The sequence below is a fragment of the Pseudomonas chlororaphis subsp. chlororaphis genome (genome assembly GCF_003945765.1).
GTDB lineage: Bacteria > Pseudomonadota > Gammaproteobacteria > Pseudomonadales > Pseudomonadaceae > Aquipseudomonas > Aquipseudomonas chlororaphis.
Map to the genome: position 1 here is coordinate 4,910,587 of NZ_CP027712.1, position 13,410 is coordinate 4,923,996.

Genomic DNA, 13,410 nt, shown 5'->3' on the forward strand with positions numbered 1-13,410 from the left:
AGCGCCGTGCAAAGGGGCTCTACGGCAGATACGGTTAACAAGCGCAACCTCCCAACAGGGTGACAAGGTTGCGTATTTTTTATACAGATCGATAAAAAGTTGCTCGAAAAAGATTCAACGCCTAGAATTTTTTTTGCTTCTTGCGCTACGTCAGTTTACTTACTACAAGTAATGGGTAGTATGTACGCCGGCCATTTCATCACTCGGATGAGATAGCTACTTAATAGAAAGTCCTTGAAGGGGAACACGATGAACAACGTTCTGAAATTCTCTGCTCTGGCTCTGGCCGCAGTTCTGGCTACCGGTTGCAGCAGCGTATCCAAAGAAACCGAAGCTCGTCTGACTGCAACTGAAGACGCAGCAGCTCGTGCCCAGGCTCGTGCAGACGAAGCCTACCGTAAAGCTGATGAAGCTCTGGCTGCTGCTCAAAAAGCACAACAGACTGCTGACGAAGCTAACGAGCGCGCTCTGCGTATGCTGGAAAAAGCTAGCCGCAAGTAATAATCCCTCGGGATTGTTATCGAGCCGACCCATTTATTGGGTCGGCTTTTTTATTGCCCGGGTTTTCTTGCGGCAATAAAAAACCCGGCGATGCCCGAAAGCATCGACGGGTTGCTGTTCCAGCCGTTACTGCTGCATATCGATAGGCAGCGCCGATACTACGGGCGCAGTGGTCGGTACGGCGATCTCTACCGGTAAACCATCTTCGGCCGCCACCACATCACGCACCACATCCCAGTTCATCCGCAAGTTATTGGCCAGGTCTTCACGCTTGAGCAAGGCGTTGATCACCGCAGTGTGCTTGTCCACGACCGACGGATTGCCCTTGTCATCCAGAGGCGTGTGAGCTTCCAGATAGACTTTGCCAGCGCTGATACCAAACTTGTACGGATCGTTGAGAATGCGCACCGATGTCCCCACTGGCACCATGCTCGCCATTTCCAGGACGTTGTTGTTGAACATCCGGAAGCAGCCGTGGCTGGTGCGCATGCCGATCCCGAACTTCTTGTTCGAACCGTGGATCAGGTAGCCCGGTGTGCCCAGGGTGAACTTGAATGGCCCCAACGGATTGTCCGGACCCGCCGGCACCACGTTTGGCAGCGGGTCACCGTCGGCGGCGTGCTCGGCCTTGATCGAGGCTGGCGGAGTCCAGGTCGGATTCGGCGTCTTCGCGACAATGCTGGTATGGGCGATCGGCGACCCCCAACCTTCCCGGCCGATACCCAGAGGGAAGGTGTACACCACATTCCGCCCTTTCGGGTAGTAGTACAGGCGATACTCAGCCAGGTTGATCACGATGCCTTCACGAGGTCCCGGCGGCAGGATGAAACGCGTCGGCAACACCACTTCGGTGCCCGCGCCCGGCAACCAGGGATCCACTCCCGGGTTGGCCGCGACCATCTCGTAATAGCCCAGGTCGTAGGTCGTGCCCAGGTCGGCAAAGGTGTCTTCGTACTTGGCCTTGATCACCTGTACCTGACCGACGATATCTTCGCCCGGTGGAGGTAGAGGCAGTTCCAATGCGGCAACGGGGCCGGCCACACAGAAGGCGGCAAGCGTCAGGCAACGGGTGACGACAGGAAAGCGCGGCAACATCCGGAAAATCCTTCGCATGATCAACGAGTAAAAAAAGTGATTGTACACCCGCCCCCGTGGCTGCGGGAGCGACAGCTGCATCAGCAAGGAGGGAGCCGGGCGAGAACTTGCTGCCTTACAGTTCGAAACGCAACTCTGGCCAGATCGGTGGCGTGCCGCGCTTTTGCGATTCGAGGATCGCCCGGCACAACGGACACAGGCGCTGGTCCTGGAAAATGGTCCGATCGACACTCGACCAGCGCGGTTGCGCGGGCAGCAAGGTGCCGCACAACGTGCGATCGGCAGAGCCGCCCAGCTCCAGCTGACGCGTCACCAGGTGCACCCGGACTTCCTGGCAGGCGAACAGGTCGAGCTGTTCGTCAGGCTCGATCAGTTGGTAGGCAAACAGGGACCAGGCGGGACGCGGCATCGGGGGCTCCAAATCGGGGGCGCCACATTAGCCGAAACACTGCCGGTAGAAAAGCGTCAAAGCAGCGGTTTTAGCGTCGGCCAGACATTTTCCAGCAACTTGCCCTGAGCGGTGACCGCAGGGTGGATGCCATCGGCCTGCATCAGCTCGGGATTGCCGCCGACCCCTTCCAGAAAAAATGGCACCAGCGCTACGTTTTTTTCATTCGCGAGCTTGCTGTACACCTCGGCAAACGCCTGGGTATAACGCACGCCGTAATTGGGTGGCAACTGCATGCCAAGCAACAGCACCTTGGCACCACTGGCCTTGGAGCTGTCGATCATCGAAGCAAGATTTTGTTGCAATTGCGTGGGCTGTTGCCCACGCAGTCCATCGTTGCCGCCCAACTCGAGAATCACCAGCTCCGGCTTGTGCTCTGCAAGCAGCGCCGGCAGCCGCGCCTGGCCACCAGCGCTGGTGTCTCCACTGATGGAAGCATTGACCACCTTATCGTTGAAACCTTCGCTCTTGAGCCGTTGCTCGAGCAGTGCCACCCACCCCTGCCGGGTATCCAGGCCGAAAGCCGCGCTGATACTATCGCCAACGATCAGGACTGTACCCGCCGCTGCGTTCTGGGCCATGCACATCAAGGCCAGGCCAGCACTCAAAAACCATACACGCATCGGATTCTCCATGGGCGCAAGCATTCTCACTGCGCGGAACCTTAGCAAAGTGGTTCCCAGCGCGGAAGGTGAACTGACCATCCTGCACGAACTCAGCCTGGAACTGAACAAAGGCGACAGCCTGGCCATCGTCGGCAGTTCCGGCTCCGGAAAATCCACCCTGCTCGGCCTGCTGGCCGGGCTCGACCTGCCCAGCAGCGGCGAGGTCACCCTAGCCGGTCGCAACCTGAGCACATTGGACGAAGACCAGCGCGCCCGAATCCGCGCCGAGCATGTGGGCTTCGTCTTCCAGTCGTTCCAACTGCTCGACAGCCTCAATGCCCTGGAGAACGTCATGTTGCCCATGGAGTTGGACGGCCGCCGAGATGCCCGCGAGCGTGCGACCGAACTGCTCCAGCGCGTCGGGCTCGGGCAACGCCTGAGTCACTCGCCTCGCCAGCTCTCCGGCGGCGAACAACAGCGTGTGGCCATCGCCCGCGCCTTCGCCGCCGAACCTGACGTGCTGTTCGCCGACGAGCCGACCGGCAACCTCGACAGCCACACCGGCGAGCGCATCAGCGACCTGCTGTTCGACCTGAACAAGGAAAGCGGCACGACGCTGGTCCTGGTCACTCACGATGAACGCCTGGCCCATCGTTGCCGGCGCCTGATCCGCCTTGAAGCCGGCCTGCTGGTCGCCCCCCTGGAGCCTTGATGGCACGCCTGCCGCTGTTGCGCCTGTTCAGCCTTGCCGTTCGCCAACTTCTGCGCGACGCCCGCGCCGGAGAACTGCGGGTATTGTTCTTCGCCCTGGTGGTGGCCGTAGCCGCCAGCACCGCCATCGGCTATTTCGGTGCGCGCCTCAACAGCGCGATGCTGTTGCGCGCCACGGAGTTTCTCGGCGCGGACCTACTGCTTGAAAGCAGCTCTCCAGCACGGCCCGAACAGATACAGAGCGGTCGGGAACTGGGCCTGCAACATGCACAGGTGGTGGAGTTCTCCAGTGTGATCGCCACCGACAATGGCATCCAGCTTTCCAGTATCAAGGCCGCGGACAACGCCTACCCGCTGCGCGGCGAACTGAAAAGCGCCCCGGCCCCTTACGCGACGGAAGAAACCGGCGGTGGTCCGCAACCGGGTGAAGCCTGGGTCGAAGCCCGACTATTGACCGCGCTGGACCTGAAAATCGGCGACAGCATCGACGTCGGGATGAAAACCCTGCGCCTGAGCCGGGTACTGACTTACGAACCGGATCGCGCCGGCAACTTCTATAGCCTGACCCCCAGGGTCCTGATCAACCTGAGCGACCTGAACGCCACCGGCGTGGTGCAACCGGGCAGCCGGGTCAGTTACAAGGAGCTCTGGCGCGGTCCGGGAAGCGCCCTGGAAACCTATCGCCAATTAATCAAGCCAGGCCTGGCGGCCAATCAGCGCCTGCAGGATGCCCGAGATGGCAACCGCCAGATCGGCGGAGCCCTGGGCAAGGCCGAACGCTACTTGAACATGGCCAGCCTGGTGGCGGTGCTGCTGGCAGGCGTGGCGGTTGCCCTGTCCGCTGCGCGCTTCGCTTCCCGCCGTTTCGACGCCAGCGCGCTGCTGCGCTGCCTGGGCCTGTCCCGCCGGGAAACCATGCTGCTGTTCACCCTGCAACTGGCCCTGCTCGGCATCCTGGCCAGCATCGTCGGCGCACTGCTTGGCTGGCTCGCCCAGCTTGGGCTGTTTTACCTGCTGCATGACCTGCTACCCACCGATGTACCTCCTGGCGGGCTGCTTCCCGCTGTCGCCGGTATCGGCACCGGCCTGGTGGCACTTGGCGGTTTCGCCTTGCCGCCACTGGCGGCGCTGGGGCGTGTCCCACCCTTGCGGGTGTTGCGCCGTGACCTGCTGCCGATCCCCCCAAGCACCTGGATCGTGTATGGCGCCGCCTTGCTGGCCCTGGGCTTGATCATGTGGCGCCTGAGCCTAGATCTGCTGCTGACCTTTGCCTTGCTCGGCGGCGGCGTCATTGCTGCCCTGGTTCTGGGCGGATTACTGCTGCTGGCCCTGCAGAGTCTGCGTCGCTTGCTGGCCAAGGCGTCGCTGCCATGGCGCCTGGGGCTGGGCCAGCTGCTGCGGCATCCTTTGGCCGCTGCCGGGCAATCCCTGGCCTTCGGCTTGATTCTGCTGTCGATGGCCTTGATTGCGCTGTTGCGTGGAGAATTGCTCGACACCTGGCAAAACCAGTTGCCCAAGAACGCACCGAACTATTTTGCGCTGAATATCCTGCCCGCGGACAAGCAGGCCTTCACCGACAAGCTGGTGGCGCTTTCCGCCCCTTCCGCGCCGCTGTATCCGGTAGTGCCAGGGCGGCTGATCAGCATCAACGGCGAACCGGTCCGGGAAATCGTCAGCAAGGACTCCAGTGGCGATCGCGCCGTGCAGCGCGATTTGAGCCTGACCTGGGCCGCGGATCTGCCAGCGGGCAACAAGATCATCAGCGGCTTGTGGTGGGCACAACAGCCCGAAGGGGATTTGCCTGGCGTCTCGGTCGAGGCCCAGGTGGCCGAAAGCCTGAAACTCAAACTCGGCGACCAGATGACATTTAGCGTCGGCGGAGTCAACCGCGAGGCCAGGGTGACCAGCCTGCGAGAAATCAACTGGGACAACTTCCAGCCCAACTTCTTCATGATCTTTCAGCCGGGCACGCTGCAGGATCTGCCCGCCACTTACCTGACCAGCTTCTATCTGGCTGCGGGTCATGACCAGCAGGTGGTCGAGTTGTCCAGGGCGTTTCCGGCAGTGACCATCCTGCAAGTGGAGGCTCTGCTCGAACAACTGCGCAGCATCCTGGCCCAGGTCACCCTGGCCGTGGAATACGTGCTGCTGTTTGTGCTCGCCGCCGGCATGGCCGTGCTGTTTTCCGGACTGCAGGCCACCCTGGACGAGCGTATTCGTCAGGGCGCCCTGCTACGGGCGCTGGGTGCGGAACGACAATTACTGGTCAAGGCCCGGCGTATCGAGTTCGGGCTGCTGGGAGTCGTCAGCGGGCTACTGGCGGCATTGGGATCGGAACTGGTGAGCCTGGTGCTGTATCGGTTTGCCTTCGACCTGCCCTGGCATCCACATCCTTGGCTGTTGCTCCTGCCTGTTATCGGTGCCCTGCTGATCGGCGGTGCCGGTGTCTACGGGACACGCCGGGCATTGAATGCCAGCCCACTGACAGTACTGCGCGAGGGGTAAGCCCCTCGCAGGCAGTTCATTTCACGTATTCGATCTGATTGATCCACCAGCACATTTCTCCACCGGGCGTCTGCACTATCGCCTCGTCGCCGACTTCTTTCTTCAAGAGCGCCCGGGCCATGGGCGAATCGATAGAGATGTAATCCTTCTGCCCGTATATCTCGTCATAACCGACGATACGGAAACGCTTGGTTTCACCCTCTTCATTCTCGATATCGACCCAGGCGCCGAAGAAAACCCGACCCTCCTGTTCCGGCGAATAAGACACGACCTTCATGTCTTCGAGTCGCTTGCGCAAGTAGCGAACCCGGCGATCAATTTCCCTCAGGAGTTTCTTGTTGTATTGATAATCGGCGTTTTCACTTCTGTCCCCCAGGGAGGCCGCCCAAGTGACTTTCTGCGTCACATCCGGACGCTTCTCCCGCCACAGGTAATCCAGCTCGTTTTTCAGAGCCTCGAAACCTTCCTGCGTAATGAGCTTGGTACTCAATTGGTTAAATTCCCCATGCAGAGCCTTATGAACCATTCAGCATTATGATTCAATCGGAGCACTGAGAACCAATATTGAGCAAAATAAACCTTCCAATAAGACGCATACCATCGGAACATCCACCATCTAGAATGAATCGATCTCTAGGCTCTGTATGAAAAGCGACTGCCTTAGTCATGCGAGGTAAAAACAAGCTCATGCGCAAGTCCGATCAGAACGCTCATCAAAGAACACGCATGCACCCCATTTCTCCCGTCTCCTGCCCAACCATTACTAGCCGACTATTTCATACAGATCACATATTGCCTTACATGAAAAAACACCCAGGGACTAAAATAGACACTTGCAATTTCAACTGAGGCGCCTTATTCGTCGTCGTTGAATAAGGTACTAGATATGCTATGCAGACTATTATTGAAGGTCACTGTCTCATTGAAGCCTTTTACAATATTGCTCAGTTTTTTACGGGTACTGGATAGCTGCGCTAATCTTTCCACAAGCTCGGCATTTTTTTGCTGGATCCCGATGTCCCGTTTTTCGAGCTCGGATGCACGAACACTTTGTTTTACAGAAATCTCTTCAAGACGTTGCTGCTCCAACTGCAATAGCTCAGAGCGCCGTGCAACACTTCGCTCTCGGGACTCCACACTTTCAGCCAACTGCTGTAGCGCAACGCTGCGTTCGGCAATCACCTTGGAGTTGTGCTCTGCGGATTTATCGATAGCGATCCTCTCTTGTTGAAGCTGGCTTTGTAACTGGCGCAAGTATTCATCCTTTTCCTGAAGCTTGCGTTCTCGCTCCTGCAATTGCTCCTTTAAAAGCTCCAAGGCTTCCTGCTGCTTCACTGCAATCAATTTTTGTTGTGCCAATTCCTGCGCCATATGTGCAAGATTCGACAACGTGTTCTCTACATCAAAAAGCAGATGATCGGTATCCGCCCCCTGAGATACAACTTCGGTATCGGGAGCCGTATCCATCAGAAACTGATCCTTATCCAGCGAATGCTCTAGTGAGGCTTCACAACCGTCCGACTCATCCGGCATTGCATCCACAGCATTTTCACCGGACTGATCGATATCAGGGATGGTTTGAAGCTGCCTGTCTACCAAAGTCGGAACTCTGTCAGACATCGACAGGTCGTACTCATTTCCCTGGGTTAATTCCACATCATCCTCCGAAGTCAAATCGCGAACCACCTCCGCCAAGTCAGCCAGTGTGTTCTGTATACCTTGATGCAGACGTACAGCATCGACCTCCGGGTCAGCAGACGGGTCAGCATCTACTCTATGTGTTGTAACACCTGACAGGAGAGCATCATTCCTGGATGAGTCGACATGGCTTTCGACATTGGTGATAGCTAAGCCAGCAATACCCTGTTGAAGATCCTCGGCCAATAACGAGGCCTCAGTAGAGCCCTCCCTTACATAAGCCTCGGTTTCAGCGTCCTTTTGGCATAATTCATATGGCTCTCCAATCGGCTCAGATCTAGACGGGGCATCATCAGGCAGGCCCCCTTCAAGGCCCTCAACAGTTTCTGGCGAACCATACTCGTTCGAGTCAGGAACCTCGTCCACACACTCTGTGGAATCTTTTACAGCAGGGGTATTTTGAGAGGTCATCTCAATAGAAACATCAAGGGCTGGAACGCTGAGTTCGGTGTCATCAATTGCAGGCAGACAAACTGTCGAAGCTTCTGATGATATGAGTTTCACCACCAAATTTTTCTTGATGGTGAGTGAGCGATGCTCGGAAAGGTTCCCCGTCGGTATCACACAGCCTTTAAGGTCAATCAGATGGTAGGGAGTGCCAACACTGCCAGCAGCACCTTGTTGTCGAATCTCAAGCCGCGTTGCATGAGTAACTATCTCTTTGAAGACCTGAATAACCAGACGCCAATCGCGTTCGCTTTCAATCGAACTCAGCGCATACTCTTCCCCCTTTTTATGCAACATCGCAATATAAACTCGCGACTCTCCGACTTCAGCGCCCTCATTTAAGCTATAGGCAAGAAAATTACGCCTCAGCATAGGAATTGCAAAACTGCAGAGCACCGCACCATTCAGCACTTCTTGCTCTGCGTTTTCGATGGAAATAGTTCGTAGCAGCATCGCTGACTTAGGCTCCGTCATATATCTAAAAACATATCACACGGAGTAAAAAATACCTCCTAACAACACATGCCAGCAACCGGACATTTCCCATTCTTCAGGTAGAACTATCCGACAACTCACAACCAGAAAAGTCAACGCTTTCGATTTACCATGTTATGGCTTACAGCCTTGACAACTCCGATCTCATTTAAGAGGAATATTCAAGCCCTTCTGCGGACTGAGCTTGAACAGCCACCAATCATAATTCGACCATAGCATGACTAACCCTCCCGCCAGCAGTAGCAGTACTAGCCCGGCCCCTCCTGTCAATATCAGTCGTTGCTGCCAGCTAAAAAAACACAGCGCGACACCAGCCACCCCATCAACATCGCTAGAGAAGGAGCAAACCAGTAGATAAAACGATCAAGACGTAAAAGAGTGTTGAATAACCAAGAGCCTTTCAGATGAGAGGTCGGTCTAAAGATAATAATATGCATAGCGAACGTGGCTTGGCCAGATAAAAACGGAGCTCAACCATAACTTAGCCACACAATGACAACTATCAGATTCGTCTGATTTAGTTTTCAGAGTGCTCGGATAACATACGCAGGGCACCCTCCCCCTAAATATCGAGATGCCTTGCATGGGAAGTATCATCATCGTCGACGACCATCCGTTGATTCGACTCGCCATAAGAACCGTTCTGGAACCTCACGAACACAACATCGTCGCGGAGGCGGACAACGGGGCCGACGCCGTCCAGCTGGTACGCAAGCATCTTCCAGACCTGCTCATCCTGGACTTGAACATACCCAACCTCGACGGTTTTTCCGTTATCTCCCATATAAAATCCGCTGGACTGCCAATAAAGACACTGGTGCTGACTTCCAGCAACTCCAAGAACTTCGCCTTGCGCTGTTTGCAGGCCGGAGCGGCTGGTTTTCTGTGCAAGAACGATAATCTGAACGAACTGGCTAATGCGGTAAAAGCCATATTGTCGGGGTATAGCTATTTCCCCGAGGATACAATCAGCACCTTGCAACAGAATACAAACGCCGCCTGCCAAGAGAGTGTCTTGATTGCCCAACTGACCGACCGGGAAATCACCGTCCTGAAACTGCTGGCAAGCGGTCTGAATAATCAGAAAATCGCGGATGCGTTGCTGATCAGCCACAAGACGGTGAGCACCTATAAGGTCAGGCTGCTAAAACGGTTCAATGTTTCCAATCTGGTAGCGCTGGCGGAGCTGGCCAAACGCAACTCCGTAGTTTGAACCCCTGATATCGATGCAGCCTTTAGCTGGGATTCAGAAACATCGCCCCAACTCGACAGCCAGGTTGATCACCTACGGTACTTACCTACGGGTGATCAACCCCTGTCGAGCCACACGGGTCAGATGCCGGATGACTTCCGCAGCATTTTCCGAGCTGGGCGCCTGTATCACCGCAAGGTCAAAACTGTCGTTGGCAAAACGTGCCAAGGACTCGCCGTCTTCGATGAACTGGATCAGAAAGGCCGAAGGGCCTGTGCTGCGACGTGGCCAGCCATCGAGATAACGCAGCAATGTCGGCTGGTGTGTGCCGCCAAGAAGAATTTTTGGATTGCGCTGAACAAGATTCGCCGTGATTGGCGCAAGACGTACAGGAGGGTGGAGTGCATTCATCGTGTCGTGTCTCTGCCTCAATTTTCTGCCGGGCAGGTGAGAGGCAACACCGAACCAGCGCTTTAGCGGTATTTCGAAGCCGGTAGAGCTTCTGTCGGTGATATTCCGAATCACCTGGCGCCCCGCAAGTAGCTGTTTAAATCGGCGCATGGGCAACAATCCTAGAGAAGCCGACGGGGTAGTGTCAAGAATCCCCAATAACGAAATCAGCAACGAAAAAGGCCCGCTACAAGCGGGCCTTGGGTGTTTTCCGGAAGTTACTTGGCAATCGCCGCATCGAGTGACAATTTGCCCGCGCCTTCGATCAGAACCGCAATGGTACCGCCGAGCAGAGCCAGGGCGAACTCATAACCATTGTTCGCCATGAACAGGCCATTGCTGATGTGCACGGAGAAAATCGCCACCAGCAAGGTGAAGCTCAACCCCAATGCGGCAGGACGTGCCAACAGACCGATAATCAGCGCCAGACCGCCGAAGAACTCGGTACCGCCCGCCAACAGCGCCATCAAGTGTCCTGGTGCCAGGCCGATGCTCTCCATCCACTGTGCCGTACCTGCCAATCCGTAACCGCCAAACAGGCCGAAAAGCTTTTGCGCGCCGTGAGCGGCGAAAATGATGCCGACAAAAACTCGCAGGACAGTCAGGCCGTAGCCTGCACGGGTGTTCAGTACGGTTTTGATCAGTGTGCTCATGCTGTGTAGTCCTTTGTAGTGTTGGGTAATGGGTCGCTATATTAATCACAAAATCTCATGTTAAAAGTGCAAAAATAGCAATATAACAATCAACTTTATCGATTATTTCCTTGAGACGACCTTACGCGCCTGCGGCTCCAACGATTCGCGTTCCCGGTCAAAGGCCAAATAGTATTTGTTGACGCTATTAACATAGCTGACGGCGCCCATTCCGACCTGTTCCATGGCAATGCGCTCGACCTGGAAAAACCACTGATTGGGGTTCAACCCGCGTCGCCGGGCTTCGGTCCGCATACCCTGCACTCGCTCCGGCCCCATGTTGTAGGCCGCCAGGACAAATGCCATACGCTCGCGCTCGTTGAGCTTGGGACTGGAAAAGAACTTGCGCCGGATCAACGCCAGGTACTTGGCTCCGGCCAGCACATTGCTATCGAGGGTCTGGATGTTATTGACCCCAACCCGCTGGGCGGCTGACGGGGTGATCTGCATCAGGCCGGTCGGGCCGCTGCCGCTTCTGGCAGAGGGCTGCAACGACGACTCCTTGAAGGCCAGCGCCGCCAGGTTCAACCAGTCCATGTTCTGGGCATCGGCATGCTTCTGTAATACCGGGCGCAATTTTTCCAGGCGCTGGCGATCGGCCCGGGTCAAAGGGTTATGCACCTGATACAGGCGTCGATAGATGCGCAAGAACGCAACATCCTGATCCGCCGGAGCCTTATAGACCTTCAGGAAACGATCGATGCTCGCCCGCAGCATCGAGGCATCCCGCCGTACGAACCAGTGCTCCTCGCCAGGCTCGCTGATGACCAGTTGCCGATCAAAACGTAGCTTCGGCAGGACTTTGCCCCAGCGCTCGGCAATGGGCTTCTCGACGATGGTCAGGTGAAAGATCCCGCCCTGGACCATTTCCAGGACATCTTCGACTGCCAGGCTCGGATCGACCCACTCGACCTTGACCGGCGCCAGCTTATGCAGCGCCAGCTTCTGATTGATCTGGCTCACCGCATCCCCGGCAGCGCTGCCTGTGGTCAGCGCCAGGGTCTTGCCGGAGAGCTGTTCAGGCCGGGTGTAGCGCCGCTCGCCCTTGATTCCCACCAGCAGCAACGGCACGTTGCTGGCGACCGGTTCACTGGGGCTTACCGCTTGCCCCGGTAGCGCCTCCAACAACTCTCCCGGAGCGACCAGATCCCCCTCGCCACGCTGCAGCGCACCGAGCAATTGATCCTTGGCTTTGGGAATGATCTTGAGACTGATTTCCTGACCGTCGCGAGCGTGACCATTGAGGTACTGCTCAAAGGCGCGCAGACGGTGGTATTCGACACCGATGGCCTGGCCCTGGACTTCACCGGAGCTATTGCGACTCTGGTTGACCAGCACGCGCAAGACCCGGCTGCTGCGAATGTCCGCCAGGTCGCGGACCTTGCCCGCTACGGCCGCTTCCGGAGGGCCAGCCAAGCGTGCTACCGCCGGCAGGGGCAGCAGCAACGACAAGCACAACGCTAGCAAAACCGAGGGTCGCGTCATCCGCTCTCCGGGAAGAATACTGTCCGGGTTTTCGAGCAATGGCGAAAACGCGGGCGACAGAAACAGAGCGCCTAGAGCGCTGACAAGATGCGAAAGACTGGCACAACCACGGCTGGCAAACCAACCGCAGCCTTTCTTCCGGCATCAAGAGACAGCTTCAACTCGTTGTAGTTCTTGGCTTTTCTTATAAATCTACAGCTCTGATATGCTTTCCGGCCGCAGGCGGAGATAGCACCATGCAACTCATCGATATCGGCGTCAACCTGACCAATCCAAGTTTCGCCGAAAAACATCGCGCAGTACTGGACCGTGCCTATGCCGCCGGCGTCTGCCAACTGGTGCTCACTGGCACCAGTGTCGAGGGCAGCGAACAGGCACTCGAGCTGTCGCGGCAACTGGATGAAAGTGGCCACCAACTGTTCTCTACCGCCGGGATTCATCCGCATTGCGCCAGCGACTGGAATGCCGACAGCGCACAGCGCTTGCGCAGCCTGCTCAAGGAAAGCAGCGTCAAGGCCGTGGGCGAATGCGGCCTGGACTTCAATCGGGACTTCTCCCCCCGAGGGCAACAGGAAAAAGTGCTGGAGGAACACCTGGCCCTGGCCGTTGAACTGCAACTACCGGTCTTCCTCCACGAACGCGACGCCAGCCAGCGCCTGCTGGAAATAGTCCGCGACTTTCGTGACCGCTTGCCGGCCGCGGTGGTGCATTGCTTCACTGGCGAACAGCGCGCGCTGTTCAACTATCTGGACCTTGACCTGCACATTGGCATCACTGGGTGGATCTGCGACGAGCGCCGCGGCACTCACTTGCACCCGCTGGTACGAGAGATTCCCCGCGGTCGCCTGATGCTCGAAAGCGACGCCCCCTATCTGCTACCCCGCAGCCTGCGCCCCAAGCCGAAGAACGGTCGCAACGAACCGGCCTACCTGACCGAAGTGTTGCGCGAGGTGGCCTTGCATCGCGGCGAGAGCCAGGAAGAGCTGGCGGCCCACAGTACCGCCAGCGCCCGTGCCTTCTTCGCCTTGCCCGAGATTGCTTGACGCATATCAAGATTTGACTCTCTGCATAGCGGCACAATAATGG

13 protein-coding genes are annotated in these 13,410 nt (G+C 57.0%); 5 read left to right on the forward strand and 8 right to left on the reverse strand.

Annotated features, from left to right (window positions below; genetic code table 11):
* The first annotated feature begins 249 nt into the window (after positions 1 to 249).
* Positions 250 to 501 carry an outer membrane lipoprotei OprI gene (oprI, locus tag C4K27_RS22005; protein WP_003448337.1) on the forward strand — a complete coding sequence of 84 codons (252 nt, stop codon included), beginning with the start codon at positions 250 to 252 and terminating at the stop codon, positions 499 to 501.
* A 126-nt stretch (positions 502 to 627) separates the two neighbouring features.
* Here the strand turns inward: oprI and C4K27_RS22010 are convergent, their stop codons facing one another.
* From C4K27_RS22010 to C4K27_RS22020, 3 genes are all read right to left on the reverse strand, one after another.
* Positions 628 to 1,596, reverse strand: coding sequence for a L,D-transpeptidase family protein (locus C4K27_RS22010; RefSeq protein WP_007931379.1), 969 nt, complete (start codon positions 1,594 to 1,596; stop codon positions 628 to 630).
* A 115-nt stretch (positions 1,597 to 1,711) separates the two neighbouring features.
* Positions 1,712 to 2,005, reverse strand: a complete 294-nt coding sequence (locus tag C4K27_RS22015) for a hypothetical protein (RefSeq protein WP_007931378.1) — start codon at positions 2,003 to 2,005, stop codon at positions 1,712 to 1,714.
* 56 nt (positions 2,006 to 2,061) lie between these two features.
* Positions 2,062 to 2,667 carry an arylesterase gene (locus C4K27_RS22020; RefSeq protein WP_009044965.1) on the reverse strand — a complete coding sequence of 202 codons (606 nt, stop codon included), beginning with the start codon at positions 2,665 to 2,667 and terminating at the stop codon, positions 2,062 to 2,064.
* A 10-nt stretch (positions 2,668 to 2,677) separates the two neighbouring features.
* Here C4K27_RS22020 and C4K27_RS22025 point away from each other — a divergent pair, with 10 nt between their 5' ends.
* Together C4K27_RS22025 and C4K27_RS22030 are read left to right on the forward strand one after the other, a co-directional pair.
* Positions 2,678 to 3,361, forward strand: coding sequence for an ABC transporter ATP-binding protein (locus C4K27_RS22025; protein ID WP_053262170.1), 684 nt, complete (start codon positions 2,678 to 2,680; stop codon positions 3,359 to 3,361).
* Positions 3,361 to 5,865, forward strand: a complete 2,505-nt coding sequence (locus C4K27_RS22030) for an ABC transporter permease (protein WP_053262171.1) — start codon at positions 3,361 to 3,363, stop codon at positions 5,863 to 5,865. Before C4K27_RS22025 ends, C4K27_RS22030 begins: the two co-directional genes overlap by 1 nt.
* Positions 5,866 to 5,881: 16 nt before the next feature.
* Here the strand turns inward: C4K27_RS22030 and greB are convergent, their stop codons facing one another.
* On the reverse strand, positions 5,882 to 6,355 hold the full coding sequence (greB, locus tag C4K27_RS22035) for a transcription elongation factor GreB (RefSeq protein WP_009044968.1): 474 nt from the start codon (positions 6,353 to 6,355) through the stop codon (positions 5,882 to 5,884).
* A 365-nt stretch (positions 6,356 to 6,720) separates the two neighbouring features.
* The gene (locus C4K27_RS22040; protein ID WP_053262172.1) at positions 6,721 to 8,463 is read right to left on the reverse strand and encodes a hypothetical protein; all 1,743 of its coding nucleotides are present in this window, start codon (positions 8,461 to 8,463) and stop codon (positions 6,721 to 6,723) included.
* A 625-nt stretch (positions 8,464 to 9,088) separates the two neighbouring features.
* Between C4K27_RS22040 and C4K27_RS22045 the strand changes: the two genes are divergently transcribed.
* Positions 9,089 to 9,718 carry a response regulator transcription factor gene (locus C4K27_RS22045; RefSeq protein WP_007931372.1) on the forward strand — a complete coding sequence of 210 codons (630 nt, stop codon included), beginning with the start codon at positions 9,089 to 9,091 and terminating at the stop codon, positions 9,716 to 9,718.
* An 81-nt stretch (positions 9,719 to 9,799) separates the two neighbouring features.
* Here the strand turns inward: C4K27_RS22045 and C4K27_RS22050 are convergent, their stop codons facing one another.
* The 3 genes from C4K27_RS22050 to C4K27_RS22060 form a co-directional block, all read right to left on the reverse strand.
* On the reverse strand, positions 9,800 to 10,108 hold the full coding sequence (locus tag C4K27_RS22050; RefSeq protein WP_037035956.1) for a hypothetical protein: 309 nt from the start codon (positions 10,106 to 10,108) through the stop codon (positions 9,800 to 9,802).
* A 257-nt stretch (positions 10,109 to 10,365) separates the two neighbouring features.
* A complete protein-coding gene (locus C4K27_RS22055) occupies positions 10,366 to 10,800 on the reverse strand; it encodes a DoxX family protein (protein WP_007931371.1) in 435 nt (144 codons plus the stop codon).
* Positions 10,801 to 10,902: 102 nt separating this feature from the next.
* Entirely contained in the window at positions 10,903 to 12,324 is a 1,422-nt protein-coding gene (locus C4K27_RS22060; RefSeq protein ID WP_053262173.1) for an MltF family protein, read from the reverse strand.
* Between the two features lie 236 nt (positions 12,325 to 12,560).
* Here C4K27_RS22060 and C4K27_RS22065 point away from each other — a divergent pair, with 236 nt between their 5' ends.
* On the forward strand, positions 12,561 to 13,367 hold the full coding sequence (locus C4K27_RS22065) for a TatD family hydrolase (protein WP_053262174.1): 807 nt from the start codon (positions 12,561 to 12,563) through the stop codon (positions 13,365 to 13,367).
* Positions 13,368 to 13,410 lie beyond the last annotated feature (43 nt).

Coding starts and splice junctions, on each gene's coding strand:
- oprI (WP_003448337.1), top strand. CDS start 250: ATGAACAACGTTCTGAAATTCTCTGCTCTGGCTCTGGCCGCAGTTCTG.
- C4K27_RS22010 (WP_007931379.1), bottom strand. CDS start 1,596: ATGTTGCCGCGCTTTCCTGTCGTCACCCGTTGCCTGACGCTTGCCGCC.
- C4K27_RS22015 (WP_007931378.1), bottom strand. CDS start 2,005: ATGCCGCGTCCCGCCTGGTCCCTGTTTGCCTACCAACTGATCGAGCCT.
- C4K27_RS22020 (WP_009044965.1), bottom strand. CDS start 2,667: ATGCGTGTATGGTTTTTGAGTGCTGGCCTGGCCTTGATGTGCATGGCC.
- C4K27_RS22025 (WP_053262170.1), top strand. CDS start 2,678: ATGGGCGCAAGCATTCTCACTGCGCGGAACCTTAGCAAAGTGGTTCCC.
- C4K27_RS22030 (WP_053262171.1), top strand. CDS start 3,361: ATGGCACGCCTGCCGCTGTTGCGCCTGTTCAGCCTTGCCGTTCGCCAA.
- C4K27_RS22040 (WP_053262172.1), bottom strand. CDS start 8,463: ATGCTGCTACGAACTATTTCCATCGAAAACGCAGAGCAAGAAGTGCTG.
- C4K27_RS22045 (WP_007931372.1), top strand. CDS start 9,089: ATGGGAAGTATCATCATCGTCGACGACCATCCGTTGATTCGACTCGCC.
- C4K27_RS22050 (WP_037035956.1), bottom strand. CDS start 10,108: ATGAATGCACTCCACCCTCCTGTACGTCTTGCGCCAATCACGGCGAAT.
- C4K27_RS22055 (WP_007931371.1), bottom strand. CDS start 10,800: ATGAGCACACTGATCAAAACCGTACTGAACACCCGTGCAGGCTACGGC.
- C4K27_RS22060 (WP_053262173.1), bottom strand. CDS start 12,324: ATGACGCGACCCTCGGTTTTGCTAGCGTTGTGCTTGTCGTTGCTGCTG.
- C4K27_RS22065 (WP_053262174.1), top strand. CDS start 12,561: ATGCAACTCATCGATATCGGCGTCAACCTGACCAATCCAAGTTTCGCC.